This is a genomic window from Arthrobacter sp. WCS2018Hpa-7 (assembly GCF_031843805.1).
Lineage (GTDB): Bacteria > Actinomycetota > Actinomycetes > Actinomycetales > Micrococcaceae > Arthrobacter.
Genome location: NZ_JAVTJB010000009.1, coordinates 101,478 through 119,570 on the forward strand (window position 1 = coordinate 101,478; position 18,093 = coordinate 119,570).

The 18,093-nt window shown below is 63.5% G+C and carries 19 protein-coding genes; 10 read left to right on the top strand and 9 right to left on the bottom strand.

Translation table 11 applies throughout. The annotated features are described in order from the left end of the window. Positions 1–91 precede the first annotated feature (91 nt). Positions 92–1,216, top strand: coding sequence for an LLM class flavin-dependent oxidoreductase (locus RQH14_RS11995; protein ID WP_089595478.1), 1,125 nt, complete (start codon positions 92–94; stop codon positions 1,214–1,216). Next, positions 1,216–1,683: a MarR family winged helix-turn-helix transcriptional regulator gene (locus RQH14_RS12000; RefSeq protein WP_311213450.1), complete on the top strand. Its 468-nt coding sequence runs from the start codon at positions 1,216–1,218 to the stop codon at positions 1,681–1,683. Before RQH14_RS11995 ends, RQH14_RS12000 begins: the two co-directional genes overlap by 1 nt. Here RQH14_RS12000 and RQH14_RS12005 read toward each other — a convergent pair. Beyond that, positions 1,680–2,486 carry a transglutaminase family protein gene (locus RQH14_RS12005; RefSeq protein WP_311213451.1) on the bottom strand — a complete coding sequence of 269 codons (807 nt, stop codon included), beginning with the start codon at positions 2,484–2,486 and terminating at the stop codon, positions 1,680–1,682. The genes RQH14_RS12000 and RQH14_RS12005 overlap by 4 nt on opposite strands. 70 nt (positions 2,487–2,556) lie before the next feature. Continuing rightward, positions 2,557–3,432, bottom strand: coding sequence for a hypothetical protein (locus tag RQH14_RS12010; protein WP_311213452.1), 876 nt, complete (start codon positions 3,430–3,432; stop codon positions 2,557–2,559). Positions 3,433–3,486: 54 nt separating this feature from the next. On the opposite strand from RQH14_RS12010, the gene RQH14_RS12015 reads away from it, so the two are divergent. Beyond that, complete coding sequence (locus RQH14_RS12015) at positions 3,487–4,155, top strand: DUF1684 domain-containing protein (protein WP_311213453.1); 669 nt, start codon at positions 3,487–3,489, stop codon at positions 4,153–4,155. On the opposite strand, the gene RQH14_RS12020 is transcribed toward RQH14_RS12015, so the two are convergent. Beyond that, the gene (locus tag RQH14_RS12020) at positions 4,152–5,348 is read right to left on the bottom strand and encodes an SLC13 family permease (RefSeq protein ID WP_311213454.1); all 1,197 of its coding nucleotides are present in this window, start codon (positions 5,346–5,348) and stop codon (positions 4,152–4,154) included. The genes RQH14_RS12015 and RQH14_RS12020 overlap by 4 nt on opposite strands. Before the next feature lie 147 nt (positions 5,349–5,495). Between RQH14_RS12020 and RQH14_RS12025 the strand changes: the two genes are divergently transcribed. The 3 genes from RQH14_RS12025 (at position 5,496) to RQH14_RS12035 (ending at position 7,556) form a co-directional block, all read left to right on the top strand. Continuing rightward, complete coding sequence (locus tag RQH14_RS12025; protein ID WP_311213455.1) at positions 5,496–6,074, top strand: DM13 domain-containing protein; 579 nt, start codon at positions 5,496–5,498, stop codon at positions 6,072–6,074. A 100-nt stretch (positions 6,075–6,174) separates the two neighbouring features. Beyond that, positions 6,175–7,053 (top strand): fumarylacetoacetate hydrolase family protein, encoded by an 879-nt coding sequence (locus RQH14_RS12030; RefSeq protein ID WP_311213456.1) that lies wholly within the window; start codon positions 6,175–6,177, stop codon positions 7,051–7,053. A 17-nt stretch (positions 7,054–7,070) separates the two neighbouring features. After that, on the top strand, positions 7,071–7,556 hold the full coding sequence (locus RQH14_RS12035) for a GtrA family protein (protein ID WP_311213457.1): 486 nt from the start codon (positions 7,071–7,073) through the stop codon (positions 7,554–7,556). A gap of 35 nt (positions 7,557–7,591) precedes the next feature. Here RQH14_RS12035 and RQH14_RS12040 read toward each other — a convergent pair whose 3' ends face one another. The 6 genes from RQH14_RS12040 to RQH14_RS12065 all read right to left on the bottom strand — a co-directional run bounded on the left by RQH14_RS12040 (position 7,592) and on the right by RQH14_RS12065 (position 13,968). Beyond that, entirely contained in the window at positions 7,592–8,758 is a 1,167-nt protein-coding gene (locus RQH14_RS12040) for a cysteine desulfurase family protein (RefSeq protein WP_311213458.1), read from the bottom strand. 7 nt (positions 8,759–8,765) lie between these two features. Next, the gene (gene nadC, locus RQH14_RS12045; protein ID WP_311213459.1) at positions 8,766–9,638 is read right to left on the bottom strand and encodes a carboxylating nicotinate-nucleotide diphosphorylase; all 873 of its coding nucleotides are present in this window, start codon (positions 9,636–9,638) and stop codon (positions 8,766–8,768) included. Then, positions 9,631–11,319: an L-aspartate oxidase gene (gene nadB / locus RQH14_RS12050; protein ID WP_311213460.1), complete on the bottom strand. Its 1,689-nt coding sequence runs from the start codon at positions 11,317–11,319 to the stop codon at positions 9,631–9,633. Before nadB ends, nadC begins: the two co-directional genes overlap by 8 nt. Before the next feature lie 40 nt (positions 11,320–11,359). After that, on the bottom strand, positions 11,360–12,667 hold the full coding sequence (gene nadA, locus RQH14_RS12055) for a quinolinate synthase NadA (RefSeq protein ID WP_311213461.1): 1,308 nt from the start codon (positions 12,665–12,667) through the stop codon (positions 11,360–11,362). Beyond that, the gene (locus tag RQH14_RS12060) at positions 12,664–13,383 is read right to left on the bottom strand and encodes an NrtR DNA-binding winged helix domain-containing protein (RefSeq protein WP_089595490.1); all 720 of its coding nucleotides are present in this window, start codon (positions 13,381–13,383) and stop codon (positions 12,664–12,666) included. The genes nadA and RQH14_RS12060 overlap by 4 nt, the downstream gene beginning before the upstream one ends. 111 nt (positions 13,384–13,494) lie before the next feature. Further along, positions 13,495–13,968, bottom strand: coding sequence for an Lrp/AsnC ligand binding domain-containing protein (locus RQH14_RS12065; RefSeq protein ID WP_311213462.1), 474 nt, complete (start codon positions 13,966–13,968; stop codon positions 13,495–13,497). Between the two features lie 174 nt (positions 13,969–14,142). Here RQH14_RS12065 and RQH14_RS12070 point away from each other — a divergent pair, with 174 nt between their 5' ends. The 4 genes from RQH14_RS12070 to RQH14_RS12085 all read left to right on the top strand — a co-directional run bounded on the left by RQH14_RS12070 (position 14,143) and on the right by RQH14_RS12085 (position 18,093). Continuing rightward, positions 14,143–15,528, top strand: a complete 1,386-nt coding sequence (locus RQH14_RS12070; RefSeq protein WP_311213463.1) for an amino acid permease — start codon at positions 14,143–14,145, stop codon at positions 15,526–15,528. 139 nt (positions 15,529–15,667) lie between these two features. Beyond that, positions 15,668–16,720, top strand: coding sequence for a thiamine pyrophosphate-dependent enzyme (locus RQH14_RS12075; protein ID WP_311213464.1), 1,053 nt, complete (start codon positions 15,668–15,670; stop codon positions 16,718–16,720). Next, positions 16,713–17,771, top strand: a complete 1,059-nt coding sequence (locus RQH14_RS12080; protein WP_311213465.1) for an alpha-ketoacid dehydrogenase subunit beta — start codon at positions 16,713–16,715, stop codon at positions 17,769–17,771. The genes RQH14_RS12075 and RQH14_RS12080 overlap by 8 nt, the downstream gene beginning before the upstream one ends. Beyond that, positions 17,764–18,093 carry a biotin/lipoyl-containing protein gene (locus tag RQH14_RS12085; protein ID WP_141282646.1) on the top strand — a complete coding sequence of 110 codons (330 nt, stop codon included), beginning with the start codon at positions 17,764–17,766 and terminating at the stop codon, positions 18,091–18,093. The genes RQH14_RS12080 and RQH14_RS12085 overlap by 8 nt, the downstream gene beginning before the upstream one ends.

The window sequence follows — 18,093 nt, forward strand, 5'->3', positions numbered from 1 at the left end:
CCTGTTACAGGTATCGATACATGCAAATGCATCTAGTTTGAGGTACACTGTTGAAAGAGCCCGGGACCACGGGCAGGGAGAAAGGCACATCATGCAGATCGGCGTATTCAGCGTCAGCGACATCACCACTGACCCCACCACGGGCCGCACGCCCACGGAAAACGAACGCATCAAGGCGTCCGTTGCCATCGCCAAAAAGGTCGAAGAAATCGGCATGGATGTCTACGCCCTGGGCGAGCACCACAACCGGCCGTTCTTCTCCTCCTCCCCCACCACCACCCTGGCTTACATCGCCGCGCAGACCGAGCGCATCACGCTCTCCACTGCCACCACGCTCATCACCACCAACGATCCTGTGAAGATTGCCGAAGACTTCGCGATGCTTCAGCACCTCTCCGATGGACGCGTGGACCTGGTCCTCGGCCGCGGCAATACGGCGCCGGTCTACCCTTGGTTCGGCAAGAACATCCAGGACGGCGTGGAACTCGCGATCGAAAACTACAGCCTGCTCCGCAAGCTGTGGGATGAGGACACCGTCAATTGGTCCGGCAAGTTCCGCACGCCGCTGCAGAACTTCACCTCCACCCCGCGACCACTGGACGGCGTCGCTCCCTTCGTGTGGCACGGTTCCATCCGTACGCCGCAGATCGCAGAAGTTGCTGCGTACTTTGGCGATGGCTTCTTTGCCAACAACATCTTCTGGCCCAAGGAGCACTACCAGCAGTTGATCGGCCTCTACCGCGAGCGGTACGAGCACTACGGACACGGCAAGGCAGACCAGGCGATCGTGGGCCTCGGCGGGCAATTCTTCATGAGGAAGAACTCCCAGGACGCTGTCAAGGAATTCCGCCCGTACTTTGACAATGCCCCGGTCTACGGCCACGGACCGTCGCTGGAGGATTTCACTTCCCAGACGCCCTTGACCGTAGGAAGCCCCCAGGAAGTCATTGAAAAGACCCTGACCTTCCGCGAGGCCTTCGGAGACTACCAGCGCCAGCTGTTCCTGATCGACCACGCCGGCCTTCCCCTGAAGACTGTCCTGGAGCAGTTGGACCTCTTCGGCGAGGAAGTCCTTCCGGTCCTGCGCAAGGAATACGCTGCCATGAAGCCGGCACACGTGCCGGATGCTCCGACGCACGCATCCCGCGTTGCCGCAGCGTTGGAGGAGAAAGTCAGCGAATCCGCAACTGCCGGTGCCGCGGGGCAGGACGCCTGATGTCCGGTCCAACGGGCGCTGCGTCCTCCGCCGTTCGCCTCGCCGCCGAAACCTGGGAGTCGTTGTTCCGCTCCCAGGTGGCGGTGATGCGGAAGCTTCAGTCAGGGCCAGCGTTCAAGACCCTTCCCGTCAAGGAATACGACGTTCTTTTTACGCTGTCCAAGTGCCCATCCGGGCAGCTCAGGCTCAATGAAATCAACGACAAAGTGCTGCTGAGCCAGTCGAGCCTGAGCCGCTTGGTGGACCGTCTTGAGAAGCGCGGTTTGGTGGAGCGGACGGCAGCCCCCGACGACGGCCGCGGAGTGCTGCTCTCACTCACCGAAGCAGGCAGCGAGCTTCAAAAAACGATCGGGCGGGAACACGTGCGGGACATCGCCCACTTGGTGGGACCGGCCCTCACCTCCGAGGAACAGCGCGAACTCCTTCGCCTGACGGAAAAACTCCGTGCTTCCGTGGCGGGACACTAACGAAGGCTGACGGGCTCCCGGAGATCCTCTACCGGGAGCTCGCCGTTGACCGAGGCACTGACTTTGAGGGTCTTCAGTGTCAGGCTGCCACCCACTGTGGAGAGAAATGCCGTATCCGAGGAATCCCGGCCGGCCGTAATCCTCAGCATGGATTCACGGGGTGCCAGGCCTGTGGGGTCGATGATGTACCAAGCGCCGTCAACGTACGCTTCGGCCACGGCATGGAAATCCATGGGACTCAACCCGGGGGCATACACAGCAGCGAGCCGGGCAGGTACGTCCTTGGCCCTCAACAACGCGATGGCCAGGTGGGCGAAATCGCGGCACACTCCCTTGCGGTGCAGCAACGTGTCCACGGCACCATCCGTTCCCCGTGACGATCCGCTGATGTAGCGGAGTTCCCCGTTGACCCAGGTGCGGACCGCCTGGAGCAGTTCAGCTCCTTGCAACGAGCCGAACTCGGCATAGGAGGTAGGCAGCAGCCTGTCAGACTCCGCATACCTGCTGGGCCGGACGTAGCGGACCAATTCCATGGGAGTGGACGTTTCAGGGATGCCAAAGCCGTGAACCGTGGCCCGGTACTCGACGGTCACTTCACTGGGCTCCGTGAACTCAAGGTAGTGGAAGCGGCCACCGTGGTGGTCGCTGAGTTCGGCAAAGGGAAGCTCGTCACCCGCAGAGGTGATGGACAGGGCCTCCGTCACTGAGTCGTAGCCGGTATTCCGGGCCACGGCTATTGCCATGGCTACTTTGGTGTTGGCTGCGGTCTTGAAAACGAGCGTGGCAGCAACGTTGCGTTCCATTGATCTCCGGGATATGTTGCGGCGGGCAGCCCCCAACGGCGCCGTATGTGTGAAGCAGCCAATCGCGGGACTATTGATTGACCTTCAGAGACAGTAGCATCCGCTGGACATTGGCGAATTCAGAACCGTGGACAGCGTACTTTGCGGCCAGGTCCAGGGTGTCAAAGGATTTGGCCGGTGCCACCTTCTCATCGGCGGCAAAGGCGTGCAGGGCGGGGACGTCCCCAAAGGAATAGTCGCCCTTTCCCGTCGGTCCCAACACCCGGTTCCGGAGTTCGCACGACTGCCCGTCAGCCCCGGCCACCATGTTGGTGATGCCATAGGAACCGAAGAACTTGTAGCCCTGGATCACCCGGAAAACGACGCGCGGATCAATGGTGTCCGGGCCATCCGAATGGGGGACCTCCAAGGGGACGCTGCTGATCACCACATAGGGCCGCCCCTGTCCGGCCGGGCATTCGACCGGAGCGGATGGAGGCAGGCCTGTCTGAAGGGTAGCGACATAGCTGCCCCCACCGTCCTTGACTTCCACCTTCACTGCCCCTGCCAAAGAGCCCGCCTCCGGAGTTACCGACTGGGCTATCCACTCCCTGGGCAGATCGAAGCTGACAGTCTTGGCCGAATCCGAATAGGTCTTCCATGACAGCGCTGTTGCTGCCCCGCTGGGACTGGGGCTGGCCCCGGCCGGATCGGACGGGGCTTCCGTCCCTCCGGAACCAGGCGTTGCGGAGGGTGAGGTGCCCACTGAACCGGGTTTCGGCGTCGAACTTTCTGTTGGCGCACCTGTACCCGACTCCGAACTGTTGGGCTTCGACGTCGCAGTAGAGGTGACCTGGGGTCCCTTGTTTTCAGCGGAACAGGCGGATGCCGCGGCGAGCACCGTTCCTGCGAGCACCAAGGCAGCGAGCCTCACCGGAACATACTTCAGGTTCATGATGCCCTTCATGACCACAGCCTATCGGCGGCGATGCTGCGACACGCACAGGACTAGGCTGAGGGTATGGCTCCCGATCAGCAGGACTATTTCGAGGACGACATCCCCACCATGTCAGCGGCTGATATAGCTGACTGGCGCTTACGGACGTTCGCCCTGTACGACAAAGTGCGTCAACTTGCAGCCACCAACCCGTTCGACGCCCACGTTTTCTGGCGCCAGGAGCGGGACCTGATGTTCGCCACCCATCCGGCATCCGCGCTGACTGCGGAGATGAAGGCCTCATTCTCAGGACTCCGCACCGCCGGCTACGACCCCGCCTTCCGCAGACACGCGGTGTTGTCTCCGAACGGCTCCGGGCAGGAAATGAACGTTGAGACGGGCACCGATGGCGTGGTGCCGTTCGCCCGCATCGGTACTTTCGAGCTGCCCGGCCTGGGCTCGTTGGCGGTGTGGCGGCTCAGGAGCTACGGGGGCGGGATCTTTGTCCCGTTCCGCGACGCAACCGCTGGAAAGGACGGCGGAAGCTACGGGGCGGGACGCTACCTTCTGGACACGGTCAAGGGCTCATTCCACGGGACAAGAAATTCATCCGGGGAACAGGAGTTCGTCCTCGATTTCAATTTTGCCTACAACCCCTCCTGCGCCTACAACGAAGCCTGGGCGTGCCCCTTGGCTGGGCCGGACAACCGGCTGGCCACGGAAGTTCCCGTGGGCGAACTGTACCTGGGCTAACCAAACAGTCCTCCCGGGCCAACAGCTGCGAGCGCCGCGATGGCCGCCAGTATGGTCAGCGGTGCCACGATCAGGCCGTACACCGCGTAGCCCCTCCATGAGATCAGCACATTCATCCGCACCAGTCGTTCATACCACAGCAGGGTAGCCAGCGAAGCCCATGGTGTGATCAAGGGACCTGCGTTCACACCCACCAGCAGCGCGGCCATCCGCTCCGGACTTCCCGCCAGGGGCTCAGCCACAAGGTAGGCCGGCAGGTTGTTGACCACGTTGGAGCCCATGGCACCAGTCATGGCCAGCCTGAGCAGTTCGACGAACCCGCTTCCTTGGCCTGCCACCTGTCCAAGCAGGACGGAGGCGCCGAGGTATTGGGCTGCCTCCACCACCAGGAAGAGGCCAAAGGTGAACAGCAACAGCGACCACGGAATCAGTGTCACGGTGAGGACTTTGGGTCGTCGGAAGGCAAACATGCCGGCCAGGATCACGGCTGCGGCTGTGGCCGGAATCCAGATGGCAACACCGGAGACCAATGCGGGCAAAAGCATCACCAGGACTGCGGCACTGACCACCAGCAGGGGTGTGTCCGTGACGGGAGTCGCCGGTGGTACCCGGGCTGGCCGTGCAGAATCGAGGGCATAGCTCTTGCGAAGGTCGCGCCGGAACACAATGGCAATGAAGGCCAGGGGAACCAGAATTGCCGCCAGCGACGGCGCCCACATCAGCTGGGCAAACTGCGCCGGACTGATGCTGCCGAGATTGTGCTGCGCCAACAGGTTGGTCAGGTTGGAAATCGGGAGCAGGAGACTTGCCGTGTTCGCCAGCCACACCGTGGTCAGGGCGAAGGGTAGAACCGGGAGACCCGCTTGGCGGGCCACCGTGACCACCACGGGGGTCAAAAGCACCGCCGTCGTATCCAGCGACAGGAAAACTGTGCTCAGGACGGCGAACAGCGCCAAAAGCAGCCAGATGAGGACACCGCTGCCCCGACCCCAACGACGCAGCCTCCGCGCGATCCATTGGAAGGTGCCGGCCTCGCTGACGAGTTCCGTCACCACTGTCATTGCGACGACGAACCCCAGGATGGGTGCCACCCGGTCCACCAGGACCGCCACTTCCTGCCATGGCAGGACGCCCGTGGCCACGGTGACACCGCCTGCCACGAGGAGAACCAGTCCGATGGTCGCCAGCCGCATGAGTCGGATTCTAAGCCCGGTGGCTGGGTTTCCCGCCCAGGTTCTTCCGGGCCACGGCGCAGACATCGGTGCGTCACCTTACTGCGCGTCACCGTACTGTAAGCAATGGGGCCCCTGATCCGGTGACGTGAAGCCTAGCCTTGAGCTATGAACCGATTGCGGAGTTTCATCCGGGACCACAGGACCCTGGCTGCAGTAGTCGGAGTACTGATCCTGTCAGCGGTGGTGGTGGGGGCTGCGCTCTTCCAACCGTGGCGGCTGTTCACCAGCAGCATCGTCAATGAAGCACTGCCCGCGTTGGGGGTTTCCACGGGACAACCGTCGGATGGCGGAACGGCGGGCGCGCCGCACAGCCAAGCCGTGCCCAGCCAGACGCCACCCAGCTACCCGGCAGTGGTGGGCGGCGGTACTTTCCAATCCCAGGAACATGAAACCACCGGCACGGCGCAGCTGTTGATGCTCCCCGATGGCAGCCACCTGCTCCGCCTCGAGAATTTGGCAAGCAGTGACGGACCTGACGTCAAGGTTTGGCTCAGCAGCCAGGAGGCCGGCGGCGACTGGTTCAAATACCGCTCAGGACGCTATGTGGACCTGGGCGCCATCAAGGCAACCCACGGCAACCAAAATTACGTTGTCCCGGCCGGCACTGACGTCGCAGGACTGACGTCAGTGGTGCTGTGGTGCGATCGCTTCAGTGTTGCTTTCGGATCGGCCCCGCTCACCTGACGCGTTGCGGGGCCTGCTCTGCGCCCTTGGATGCTGCCACGGGACGTAAAGCGGGCCCCACAACGCAGGGCACCATCCACGGAGGACGTAGGATGTCATCATGACTATGCCTGCCCCCCGCCGCATCGCCCGAGTCCGGCCCACCCCGGCTCCCACCGTCGCCGGCCAGACTTTGGCCCGCCATTCTCCTGACGAGCACTTCTTTGTGGCCAACGACGCCCCGGACTTCAACTCCGTGGACGGCACCCGGTGGACCGTGGTGGAATCCCCTTTCCCGGCATCGAGGGCAAATGCCAACAGCCCTGCCAGAGAAGGATGGGAGCTGGGCGCTGAGGTGAGCCAGGATGGTTTTACTTTCCTTGCGCCTTCGGTACCTGTGAACGTCTTTGGCATGGCACATAACACCGGGCAGCCTGGCCGTGACCTGCCGCCCCAGGCTTTCCACAAGGCGGCGTCGAGCGTGATCGGCCCGGGTGAGGCCATCCAGCTGGACTCCACAGTGGGCTATGTTGACCCGGAAGCGGAATTGACGGTCGTCATCGGGCGCCCTGCGCGCGGGTTGACGCTGGAAACGGCCCGGTCAGCGATTCTCGGCTACACCATCGGCAACGACGTATCGGCAAGGGACCTGCAAAAGACCGACGAACTCTGGATCAGCGCCAAGAGCCAGGACACGTTTACTCCGGCGGGTCCTTGGATGGTCACGGATCTTGACGACTCGAACCTGGAGATTGGGATCGTGCACAACGGCAATGAACTCAAGACTGCGAGTTCTGGTGACCTGGGCTGGAAGGTGGACGAGATCCTGGTCTACCTGAGCTCGTTCATGACCCTCCAGCCCGGCGATCTGGTCTTGACTGGGTTCCCCGCAGAATGCGCCCGCATTCAACCCGGTGACACCGTGGTGTGCCGTGTTGAAGGAATCGGTGAGCTCCGGAATCCCGTCACCAGCGCATCCTGGGAGGACCAACCCGCTTGATGTGTCAGGCTTAAGCCATGGAGACAGCTGCGGACGCCACTGAGCTACGCCCGTCTCCCCCACAGAAACCACCCCGCACACGGCACCGCGGAGTCCTCAAATACCCCGTCGTTCGGCAGTTGGCCCGCTTCACCGGAGTCGGAGTGGTGTGCACGGCAAGCTCGCTGGCTCTTTACGCGTTGCTGCGTCCTTGGATCGACCCGCAGCTGGCGAACGCTGTGGCACTGATTGTGACGTCCCTGATGAACACTGCGCTGAACCGCCGGCTCACGTTCAAGATCACGGGAAAGAAAAAGCGCACCCGCGACCACCTCAGTGGCGTCATAGTGATCGCCATTGCCTTGGTCATCACGGGCGGCAGCCTGGGCATCCTGCACCTCATCCGGCCGGAAGCCACAGTCACCGAAGAATTGTGGACTACTACGTTGTCCGGCTTCGTGGCCACAGCGGTCCGGTTTACCCTGCTGAGGCACTGGATTTTCCGGCGCGCACGGCACGTGTAACCAGCCGTGCCGCCGCAAACCGGCCCCCAGTGCAGCTATTCCGCTTGCGGGGACGCCAGGTTCCGGACGCGTCCGACGGCGGTTTCCACGGCGTCGGCGGCCTGTTCCAGTTCGGTGTCGGTGACAGTTGAGGGGAAGCTGAAGCGTACGGCCGTCTGGGCTGTTTCAGGCACGATGCCCAGGGCCAGCAAAACGGGTGACGGAGCATCGGATCCCGCAGCGCAGGCCGAGCCACTGGAACAGACCACGCCAAGCCGCTCAAGCTCCAGCAACACTGACTCGCCACTGGTGCCCGGGAAACAGAAGGACGCCACCGACGGCAGGCGCTGCAGCCGGTGCCCAGTGACCACTGCGCCTGCGACACCGGCCAGGATCCTTTCGATGAACTGATCCCTCAAGCCCGAGACTCGAGCGGCCTGTTCCGGTTGCTCTGCGCTGGCCAACGACAATGCAGTGGACAACGCCACGGCGCCTGCCACATTCTCAGTTCCCGAGCGCTTACCCCGTTCCTGGCCCCCGCCGTGAACCAAGGGCTCCACCCGGAGCCGCCCTTTGGTGAAGAGCACACCGGATCCTTTGGGGGCACCAAGTTTGTGTCCGGACATGCTCAGTGCATCCACCCCGAGCACTTTGACGTCAAGGGGCAACCACCCTGCAGCCTGGACTGCATCGGTGTGGAAGGGGACACCGCGTTCCCGCGCCACTGCCGCCAAGGCTGATATTGGCTGGACCGTTCCGATCTCATTGTTCGCGTACATGATGCTGACCAACGCAGTTTCCGGGCGCAACAGGGCGCTCAGTTCCTCAACAGAGACCAGGCCCTCACCGTCCACTGGCAGCACGTCCACGATGAACCCGTGCACCCGCTCCAAGTACCTCGCCGATTCCTCCACGGCGGGATGTTCAATCGCGCTGATGACCACCCTGTTCAGCGTGGGATCAGCCGACCGCCGGGCCAGTGCGATGCCTTTGACGGCCAGGTTGTCCGCCTCGGTGCCTCCGGAGGTGAAAGTCACCTCACCCGCGCGGCAATTGAGGATCTTCGCGACGCCGGCACGCGCCCCGGCCAGCGCTGCTGCTGCCGCTTCACCCAGCGTGTGATGGCTGGAGGGATTGCCGAACTCACCGCTCAAATGCGGCCACATGGCCTCGAGGGCCTCGCGGCGTACGGGGGTGGTGGCTGCGGCGTCGAGGAAGATCATGGGAGCGTCAGGCTGTCTCTAAAACAACGTCGAGGCCGAGATCGAGTGCGCTCACGCTGTGGGTCAGGCCCCCAATGGAGATCACGTCCACCCCGGCAGCGGCAATCTCGGTGACGGTGGTGACGTTGACGTTGCCACTGGCTTCCACCATGGCCCTGCCGTCCACCTGTTTGACCCCGGCCCGGAGTTCCTCGATGGAGAAGTTGTCCAGCATGATGGTGTCCACGCCGGCCGCCAGCACGGGTTCGATCTGCTCTGCGCGGTCCACTTCAACTTCGAAGTGCGTGGTGTGGCCCAGCTGGGCTTTAGCGGCAACCAGCAACCCGGTCAGCTTGGTGGAGTCGCCGCCGGTCATGACGGCCAGGTGGTTGTCCTTGGCCAGGACGGCATCGGACAGGCTGTAGCGGTGGTTCGCTCCCCCACCGCAGCGCACAGCGTAGCGTTCCAGCACCCGCAAGCCCGGCGTGGTCTTGCGGGTGTCCGTAATCTTGGCGCGGGTACCTTCCACGAGCCGGACGAATTCGGCGGTCTTCGTGGCAATGGCACTCATCCTCTGCACCAGGTTGAGCCCAACGCGTTCGGCGAGCAGCACGGAGCGGGCGCTGCCGCTGACCCGCGCAAGGTGCGTGCCGGCGTCGAACGCTTCACCATCGGCGAGCAGCAATTCCACCTCGGTGTCCGGGTCCGCAAGCTTCATGGCGTCGCGGAACACGGTGCCGCCGCTGAACACGCCGGGGACCCGCGCGTTCAGCACGGCAGTTGCCCGGGCGTCGGCCGGGATCAGCAACTGGGAGGTGATGTCCCCGCTGGGCGCGTCCTCCGCGAATGCCCGTTCCAGGATCTCCCGGACAGGGGCTGCGGGGAGGGTCAGGTTAGTCATGGACGAGGCTCACTTTCCGGCTCATGGTGTAACGCTTGTCAAAATCGTCGACGGCGGCTGGTTCCCTCACGCTGTCGCTGCGGTAATGCGCCCCCAAGGACTCCCGCCGTTCCCGGGCCGCATGCACCAACAGCTGCGCAGCCAACAGAAGGTTGGAGTCCTCATGCTCCCGGACATCAAGGGAATCAGGAACATTCAAGGGAAGAACCTCACCCTCCCAAGACCCAAGAACTTCTGCGGCCTCAGCCAACAGCTGACCATCGCGCAACACGCCGGCCTTGGCTGTCATGAGGCGGCGAAGTGCCTGACGCGAAAACCCGCTGGAGGAGACAAGGTGGGCGAGCGGAAGACCGCCCACCGATTCCATTGATTCCGGCGGCGCCAAGGGGCCTGCGGCGTCGCGGTCACCAGAGAGAAATGCGTCAACAGCCCGCCGCCCGAACACCAGTCCCTCAAGCAGGGAGTTACTTGCCAGGCGGTTGGCCCCTTGCACACCGGTACAAGCGACTTCACCGGCGGCGAGCAAACCAGGAACAGAGGTGCGTCCGTGAAGGTCGGTCACCACCCCACCCATCCAATAGTGGGCCGCGGGCGCCACGGGGACCAGTTCCCGGGTCCAGTCGACGCCTGCTTGGCGGGTCCTCTCGCTGAGGGTGGGGAAGCGCTTTGCCAGGAAACCGCTGCCCTTCTGCCCTTCGATCACGGTGGCGTCGAGGAACACATGGCCGTTGGGATCGCCGAGTTTTGCCAGGTGCAGGGCGATGCTGCGGGAGACGACGTCCCGGGGTGCGAGTTCGGCGTCCGGGTGGTAGCCGGGCATGAAGCGGTGCCCCCGGGCGTCCACGAGGATGGCACCTTCCCCACGGACGGCCTCGGAGATCAGCAGGGGGTCGTTATTGCCTTCCACCTCCCGCGCTTCGGCTGGAAGCACCATGCAGGTGGGGTGGAACTGGAAGAACTCAAGGTCGGCAACGGCCGCACCGACGCGCCAGGCGAGCGCCAGGCCATCCGCTGTGGCGACGGAGGGGTTGGTGGTTTGGGCGAAGAGCTGTCCGGCGCCCCCGGTGGCCAGCAGTACGGAGTCGCCGTGGACTCCGAGGTGGCGTCCGTCGTGGAGGAAATTGGCTCCCACCACACGGCCGCCCTGCAGTCCGCCCAGCGAGAGCGATGTGACGTGGGCGTGCCCGATGACCTGGATTTTGCCGGCCGCCTGAAAGTCCAGGACGGTGCGGATCAGCCCGGCCGCCACCCCGGCGCCGGTGGCGTCGCCGCCGGCATGCAGAATCCGCGGGGCGGAGTGGGCGGCTTCAAGACCCAAGGCGGGGTCGCCGTCGTCGTCAAGGTCGAACTCGACACCGAACCGCCCCAGCCCGGCGATGTCCAGCCGCGCCTCCGTGCACAACACCCGCACCGCTTCTTCGTTGCAGTGCCCTGCACCGGCTGTGAGGGTGTCGGCAATGTGGGCCGCAACAGTGTCTCCGGGAGCAGGCTCGTCCAGGACGGCCGAGATGCCACCTTGGGCGTAGTAAGTGTTGCTGTCGGCAAGGGCACCCTTGGTCAGCAACACCACTTCCGCCCCGGCTTCTGCGGCAAGCAGGGCTGAGTACAGTCCTGCGATGCCGCTTCCGACGACGATCAGCCGCTGGGGCGCAGGGCCGCGAGCAAGGCTCTCTGTAGTCATGTGGGGCTCGATTCGGCTAGTCCAATTGGTGTGCGGGCCGTTAGGCCGGCTTGGCTGCCAGCATGCGCTCCAGCGCAATCTTGGCGTTGTCCTGCACGGAGTCGTCCACGGTAATGCGGTTGACGACCCGGCCTTCCACCAGCTCCTCAAGGACCCAGGCGAGGTAGCCCGGGTGGATGCGGTACATGGTGGAGCACGGGCAGATGACCGGATCCAGGCAGAAGATGGTGTGTTGCGGGTTTTCCGCAGCGAGCCGGTTCACCATGTTGATTTCGGTGCCGATGGCGAACGTGGTGGGTTCCGTGGCGGCGGCGATCGCCTTCTTGATGAAGTCCGTAGAACCGGCGGAGTCGGCCGCATCCACAACCTCCATGGGGCATTCGGGGTGGACGATCACGTTGACGCCCGGGAAGTCCTGGCGGGCTTTCTCGATCTGGCCCACGTTGAAGCGCTTGTGGACCGAGCAGAAGCCATGCCAGAGGATCACTCGGGAGTCCAGCAGGTGCTGTTCATCGTTGCCGCCAAGTTCCTTGCGCGGGTTCCACATGGGCATCTGCTCCAGCGGGACTCCGAGTGCCTTGGCGGTGTTGCGGCCCAAGTGCTGGTCGGGGAAGAACAGGACGCGCTGACCACGTTCGAAGGCCCATTCAAGGACCACCTTGGCATTGGAGGAAGTGCACACAATGCCACCATTGCGGCCACAGAATGCCTTCAGCGCAGCAGAAGAGTTCATGTAGGTAACAGGGATGACCGGCACGCGGCCTGATGCGTCCGGCTCAGTGCCGAAGATTTCCTCCAGCTGCTCCCAGCATTCCTCCACGGAGTCTTCGTCCGCCATGTCGGCCATGGAGCAACCCGCGGCGAGGTTGGGCAGGATGACGGCTTGCTCAGGCGTGGAGAGGATGTCTGCGGTTTCTGCCATGAAGTGGACGCCGCAGAAGATGATGGCTTCGGCGTCCGGCTTGGTCAGGGCTGCGTTGGCAAGTTGGAAGGAATCGCCGACGAAGTCTGCGTACTGAATGACCTCATCGCGCTGGTAGAAGTGCCCCAGGATGACGGCGCGGTCCCCGAGTGTTGCCTTGGCGGCCCGAATACGGACGTCCAGTTCGGCGTCGGAGGCTTTTTTGTACTCCTCCGGCAATTGGCCCTGACGCGGCGTGGCCGTGGGTGCGACATCGCTGCTCGAGGCACCGGGCCCGTACGCGGGCTCGCCGGCGAGGGCTTCGGCGAGGTCGTATTCCCATGGGCCCCTGGCCAAGGCCGGGCTGCACGTGGACCCTGCGCGGGAGAGGCCCTTCTCGGCTTCCTCGCGAGTGATCAGCTGGACCGCAGTGTTGACGCTGCTCATGGTGTACTCCTGTTATCTGGCCCGAGGCCGGGCGTGCCGGTGAAGCGGTAGAGGCGTGGTGGACGGTGTTTCCCGCCTTGGAGGTATTCACCGGTTTCTTCGATTTCCGGTGTTGCCTTGACGTGTCGGCGGAAGTTTGCGGGATCGAGCTGGCGGTCCAGCACGGCCTCATAGACTTCGCGGACCTGGGCGAGGGTGAAGAATTCGCCCAGCAGGTGGTATGCGATGGACCCATAGGCCATCTTGTTGCGGAGCCGCCATAAGGCGTAGTCCACGATTGCGTTGTGATCGAAGGCGAGTTCACCCAACCGGTCGGCCCGGAACCACCGCACATTCTCTGATTCGTCGGCCAAAGCAGCTTCCGTGGGTTGCACCAAGGCCCAGTAAACGATCGAGACAACGCGCTGGGTGGGCGACCTGTGAAGACCACCGAATGCGTAAAGCTGTTCGAGGTAGTGCGGAGTGAGCCCGGTGGTTTCACGGAGGTTTCGCGACGCGGCGTCCTGGAGGGATTCGTCGTGGGCCAACGGCCCGCCCGGAAGGGCCCACATGTCCTTGTAGGGCTCGCGGATGCGCCTGACCAGCGGCAGCCACAACGTGGGGCGGCCGGACTTCTCGCTGGGGCGGAGGGCGAAAATCACCGTTGAAATAGCCAACGACGGCGGCGCAAGCCGCCTTTCGGCGACGTTCGCTGAGTTGGTGTTCACGGCGTTCACCTCGCTTCATCGCCGCCTGGAGCACTCCCCGATGTGACGGAGCGTTAGTTAAAGTCATATTGACTAGAACTAATGGTACGACTCAACAGACTCTTGGCAAAATGCTTTACGTCACACTGGCTTCGCTGCCGCTTCCATCAGCGGCAGCGTCCGGCCTTGGATGTGGCTGTTCAGCACAATGACCGACGAGCACCGAACCACGGACTTGGTGGCGATCATGGCATCAAGGACCCGTTGCATGTCTGGATTGGAACGTGCCGCGATCCGCACCATGAGATCAGAGTTTCCCGTCACGGTGTGGACCTCGATGATTTCCGGGATGGCGCCCAGGCTTTCGATGATGGCATCGTGGCCAATCTCCTGCGTGATGGTGACGGAGCAGAATGCCACTACCGGGAAACCGAAATTGGCGGGATCCGGCTGGGGAACCCAGGAACCAATGACCCCATTGTCGATCATCCGGTCAATCCTGGACTGCACCGTAGCCCTGGCGACCCTGAGCACGCGCGAGGCCTCCAGCACGGAGGATCGCGGTGAATCAGTGAAGAAACGTACAATTTTTGCATCAAGCGCATCGACCAGCATCAAAGTTCCTGTCCCCGGGGATCCGTACCCATCACATCGCTACAGCAAAAAGTGATGTATCTTACAAACTGCGAGAATTATTCCACGGCTCTTGCTGCGTCGTCGACGCCCGCGTGCCAAGCCCATGAGGCCAACACGCCAAACCAGCATGTAATCCATAGAAGGTAGACACGTATGACAACGAAGTCCATCGCGGCTCCTGCCCCAACATCCGGTCTCGGCCATTCGCTCAAACCGCGCCAGCTCACCATGATGGGGCTCGGCAGTGCGATCGGCGCCGGCCTCTTCCTCGGCTCAGGCGCAGGCGTCCAAGCCGCAGGTCCGGCCGTGCTCATCTCCTACCTCGTCGCCGGCACGCTGATCATCCTGGTCATGTGGGCCCTTGGCGAGATGGCAGCCGCCAACCCCAACAGCGGCGCGTTCTCCGTGTACGCAGAAAAGGCCATGGGCAAGACGGCCGGCGGAACCATCGGCTGGTTGTGGTGGCTCCAACTGGTGGTGGTCATTGCCGCCGAAGCCATCGGGGCAGCCGGACTGCTGTTCTCCATTTGGCCCGTCATTCCCGTGTGGGTTCTTGCGCTGGTCTTCATGGTGGTCTTCACAGGCATCAACCTTGTAGGCGTCCGCAACTTCGGCGAGTTCGAGTTCTGGTTCGCCATCCTCAAGGTGGCCGCAATCGTCATCTTCCTGATCATCGGTGCAGCCCTCCTCTTTGGCTGGCTGCCGAACGTCCCCTCCCCCGGCTTCTCGGCCTTCGGGGACTTCGCCCCCAACGGCATCGGTGGCATCGCCGCCGCCTTGTTCGTGGTGATCTTCGCCTTCGGCGGGACGGAAATTGTCAGCGTTGCTGCCGCTGAAACCGAGAACCCCGCCCATAGCGTGGGCAAGGCCATCCGCACCGTAGTGTGGCGCATCCTGGTCTTCTACATCGGCTCGGTGTTCGTTATCGCAGCTGTCCTCCCGGTCGGCTCGGACGGCCTGAAGTCTCCGTTCGCCGGAGTCCTGGACATGGCCGGCATCCCGGGCGCGGGCGCTGCCATCACCCTGGTGGCCGTCGTCGCGTTGCTCTCTGCGCTGAACGCCAACCTCTATGGCGCTTCCCGGATGATCTTCTCCCTCTCCGAACGCGGGGAAGCTCCCCGCTTCCTGTCCCGCCTGAGCGCTTCGAAGGTTCCCGTCGCCGCCGTCGGAATTTCGGTCGCTTTCGGCTTCATTGCCACGGTCCTGGAACTGCTGTTCCCCGAGAAGATCCTGCCCGCACTGCTGAACCTCGTGGGCTCCACCTGCCTGGTGGTCTGGGGCACTGCCCTGGTGTCGCAGTTCATCCTGCGGCGCAGGGCTGACAGGGAAGGCACAGAACTGCCGCTGCGCATGAAGGGCTTCCCCGTCCTGACCATCGTTGGCCTCATGCTGCTGGGCCTCATCCTGGTGGTGGGCTTCGCCAACCCGGAAAGTGCCGGACAGCTAATCGGAACGTTCATCCTGATCCTGGTCATCGCGGCGGGCTGCTTCATCAACGCCAAGTCCAAAGCCGCCAAGCAGTCCACACCCGTGGAGTAAACCGGCTGTTCATCACCACCAAGAAGTCCTGCACAGTTTGTACTGTGCAGGGCTTCTTCTTATACCCAAATTGTACAAAGTGTTTCGTTTGAACTGTGCTGATTGCGCACACCCATAGTGGGTGACTAGGGTCACAGCCATGACGACCAAACCTGTGGTGGCCGCCGTCGATGACGACGCGGCCCCGCTCACCCACCATCAACTCCGTGAGCTGTACACCCTGATGGCAGCAGTCCGGCACCTGGACACTTCAGCAGTGGCCTGGCAGCGCCAAGGCATCATTCCCGGTTATGCCCCCGAACTCGGCCAGGAAGCCGCGCAGGTAGGCAGCGGCTACGCGGTGGACCGGACCCGCGATTTTGTGTTTCCCACCTACCGTGAAATGGGCGTTGCCCGCGCAATGGGCCTGGACATGGTGGGCTACATGTCCACTCACAAAGCCACCTGGCATGGCGGCATGTACAACCCGTTGGAGTCCAGGTTCGCTCCCATCCAGGCTGTGGTGGCAGGCTCCGTCCTGCACGCTGTGGGGTGGGCCCACGGCCAAACCCTCTCCGGCAACGCCGCGGGTGAAATGGGCGTCGCCATGACGTACTTCGGCGACGGCGCCTCCTCCCAGGGTGACGTCCACGAGGCCATGAACTTCGCGGCCGTCATGAAGGCCCCCGTGGTGTTTTTCATCCAGAACAACGGCTGGGCCATCTCAGTCCCCACGGAGCGCCAGGTGGCCGGCGGCTCTGTCGCGGCGCGCGCGGCCGGATACGGCATCCCGTCCCTGCAGGTGGACGGCAACGACGTCGTGGCTGTCTTTGAAGCGACCCGCTCTGCCTTCGCGCACTGCCGGGCAGGAAACGGCCCCGTGGTGATTGAAGCCATGACGTACCGACGCGGACCTCATTCCACCGCTGACGACCCCGGCAGATACCGCACGCTGGACGAGGAACGCCTGGACGCCGGCGAGGATCCGCTGGAGCGCTTCAAGCAGCGGCTCCTCAAGGACGGCGCGGCCGACGACGCCTTCTTCGCAGAAGCACAGCGACGGGCGGAAGAGGAAGAAGAGGCCGTCCGGGCGGGCATGGCCGACCTCGGCCCGCGTCCAGGCTCTGAGATGTTCAGCCTGGTCTTCCAGGAGCCAACGCCCACCCTTCAATCCCAAGCCACCGCGTGGCGCGAGGAGTCCGAACATGTCTGAGACCATCACCGAACCTCGCAGCCCTGAAGCGGGCACGGCAAGTGTTGAGCAGCTGTCCATGCAACAGGCGCTGAACCGTGCACTGGATGAAATCCTGGCCGGGAATCCCAAGACCGTCATTTTTGGCGAGGACTGCGGCCGGTTGGGCGGCGTCTTCCGCATCACCGACGGGCTGCAGGCCAAGCACGGCGAAGACCGCGTCTTTGACACCCCCCTGGCTGAGTCAGGCATCCTGGGCATGTCGGTAGGCCTCGCCATGGCGGGCTTCCACCCCATCCCCGAAGTCCAGTTCGACGGCTTCGCCTATCCGGCCATCAACCAGATCGTCTGCCAGATCGCCCGGATGAACTACCGGAGCCGCGGCACCCTGCCGATGCCCATCACGCTCCGCGTCCCCAGCTTCGGTGGCATCCGCGCACCCGAGCACCACGGTGAAAGCCTGGAAGCCCTGTTCGCCCACGTACCCGGCCTCAAAGTAGTCTCCCCCTCCACCCCGCATGATGCCTACCACCTGCTCAAGTACGCTGCCACGCGCCCGGACCCGGTGATCTTCATGGAGCCGAAATCCCGTTACTGGCAAAAAGGGCCCGTGGATGTCACCACCGCCACCCCTGGCACAGCAGCGCACGACGACGGCGGCCTCACCGGCGCCCGCGTGGCCAGGGAAGGCCGGCACCTGACCCTCGTAGCTTGGGGTGCCATGGTTTCCCGTTGCCTGCAGGTGGCTGAACTGGCTGCCGAGGACGGCATCGACGTTGAGGTCCTGGACCTGCGCTGGTTGAAACCGATTGATGCCGAAGCATTGGCGAGGTCCGTCGGGAAGACGCGGCGCGCCGTCGTCGTTCATGAAGCGCCCCTGACATCGGGCCTGGGCGCAGAGGTGGCCCAACTCATCACGCAGAGCTGTTTCGCAACGCTCAAAGCGCCGGTGGAGCGTGTCACCGGCTTCGACGTCCCCTATCCCTCCGGCGACCTGGAGGACGAATACATCCCCAACATCGACCGCATCCTCTTTGGGATCCAACGCGTACTGGAGTACCGCCGTGGCTGAAATTTCCTTCCCGCTTCCCGATCTCGGCGAGGGCCTCATTGAGGCAACCGTGCTGGAGTGGTTGGTGGAACCCGGCCAGCAGGTGGAACGCAACCAGCCGATCGTGGAGCTCGAAACCACCAAGTCAGCGCTCGAATTGCCCAGCCCTCAGGCGGGTAAAGTGGTGCGTATTCACGGGGCGCCCGGTGACACCATCAACGTTGGCGAGCCGCTGATCGTGTTCGAGGTTCCGGATGACACCGCCGGGATCGTGGGCACTGTTCCGAAGGACGAAGCACCCAAGCGCCGGGTCCGCCTGAGCGCCGTACTCGATGAGGACTGA

Excerpts from the sequence above, each read along its gene's own strand:
- RQH14_RS12075 (WP_311213464.1), top strand. The coding sequence starts at position 15,668 with ATGACGACCAAACCTGTGGTGGCCGCCGTCGATGACGACGCGGCCCCG.
- RQH14_RS12080 (WP_311213465.1), top strand. The coding sequence starts at position 16,713 with ATGTCTGAGACCATCACCGAACCTCGCAGCCCTGAAGCGGGCACGGCA.
- RQH14_RS12035 (WP_311213457.1), top strand. The coding sequence starts at position 7,071 with ATGGAGACAGCTGCGGACGCCACTGAGCTACGCCCGTCTCCCCCACAG.
- RQH14_RS12025 (WP_311213455.1), top strand. The coding sequence starts at position 5,496 with ATGAACCGATTGCGGAGTTTCATCCGGGACCACAGGACCCTGGCTGCA.
- RQH14_RS12020 (WP_311213454.1), bottom strand. The coding sequence starts at position 5,348 with ATGCGGCTGGCGACCATCGGACTGGTTCTCCTCGTGGCAGGCGGTGTC.
- RQH14_RS12070 (WP_311213463.1), top strand. The coding sequence starts at position 14,143 with ATGACAACGAAGTCCATCGCGGCTCCTGCCCCAACATCCGGTCTCGGC.
- RQH14_RS11995 (WP_089595478.1), top strand. The coding sequence starts at position 92 with ATGCAGATCGGCGTATTCAGCGTCAGCGACATCACCACTGACCCCACC.
- RQH14_RS12040 (WP_311213458.1), bottom strand. The coding sequence starts at position 8,758 with ATGATCTTCCTCGACGCCGCAGCCACCACCCCCGTACGCCGCGAGGCC.
- RQH14_RS12015 (WP_311213453.1), top strand. The coding sequence starts at position 3,487 with ATGGCTCCCGATCAGCAGGACTATTTCGAGGACGACATCCCCACCATG.
- RQH14_RS12030 (WP_311213456.1), top strand. The coding sequence starts at position 6,175 with ATGACTATGCCTGCCCCCCGCCGCATCGCCCGAGTCCGGCCCACCCCG.
- RQH14_RS12005 (WP_311213451.1), bottom strand. The coding sequence starts at position 2,486 with ATGGAACGCAACGTTGCTGCCACGCTCGTTTTCAAGACCGCAGCCAAC.
- RQH14_RS12065 (WP_311213462.1), bottom strand. The coding sequence starts at position 13,968 with ATGCTGGTCGATGCGCTTGATGCAAAAATTGTACGTTTCTTCACTGAT.
- RQH14_RS12010 (WP_311213452.1), bottom strand. The coding sequence starts at position 3,432 with ATGAAGGGCATCATGAACCTGAAGTATGTTCCGGTGAGGCTCGCTGCC.
- nadC (WP_311213459.1), bottom strand. The coding sequence starts at position 9,638 with ATGACTAACCTGACCCTCCCCGCAGCCCCTGTCCGGGAGATCCTGGAA.
- nadB (WP_311213460.1), bottom strand. The coding sequence starts at position 11,319 with ATGACTACAGAGAGCCTTGCTCGCGGCCCTGCGCCCCAGCGGCTGATC.
- nadA (WP_311213461.1), bottom strand. The coding sequence starts at position 12,667 with ATGAGCAGCGTCAACACTGCGGTCCAGCTGATCACTCGCGAGGAAGCC.
- RQH14_RS12000 (WP_311213450.1), top strand. The coding sequence starts at position 1,216 with ATGTCCGGTCCAACGGGCGCTGCGTCCTCCGCCGTTCGCCTCGCCGCC.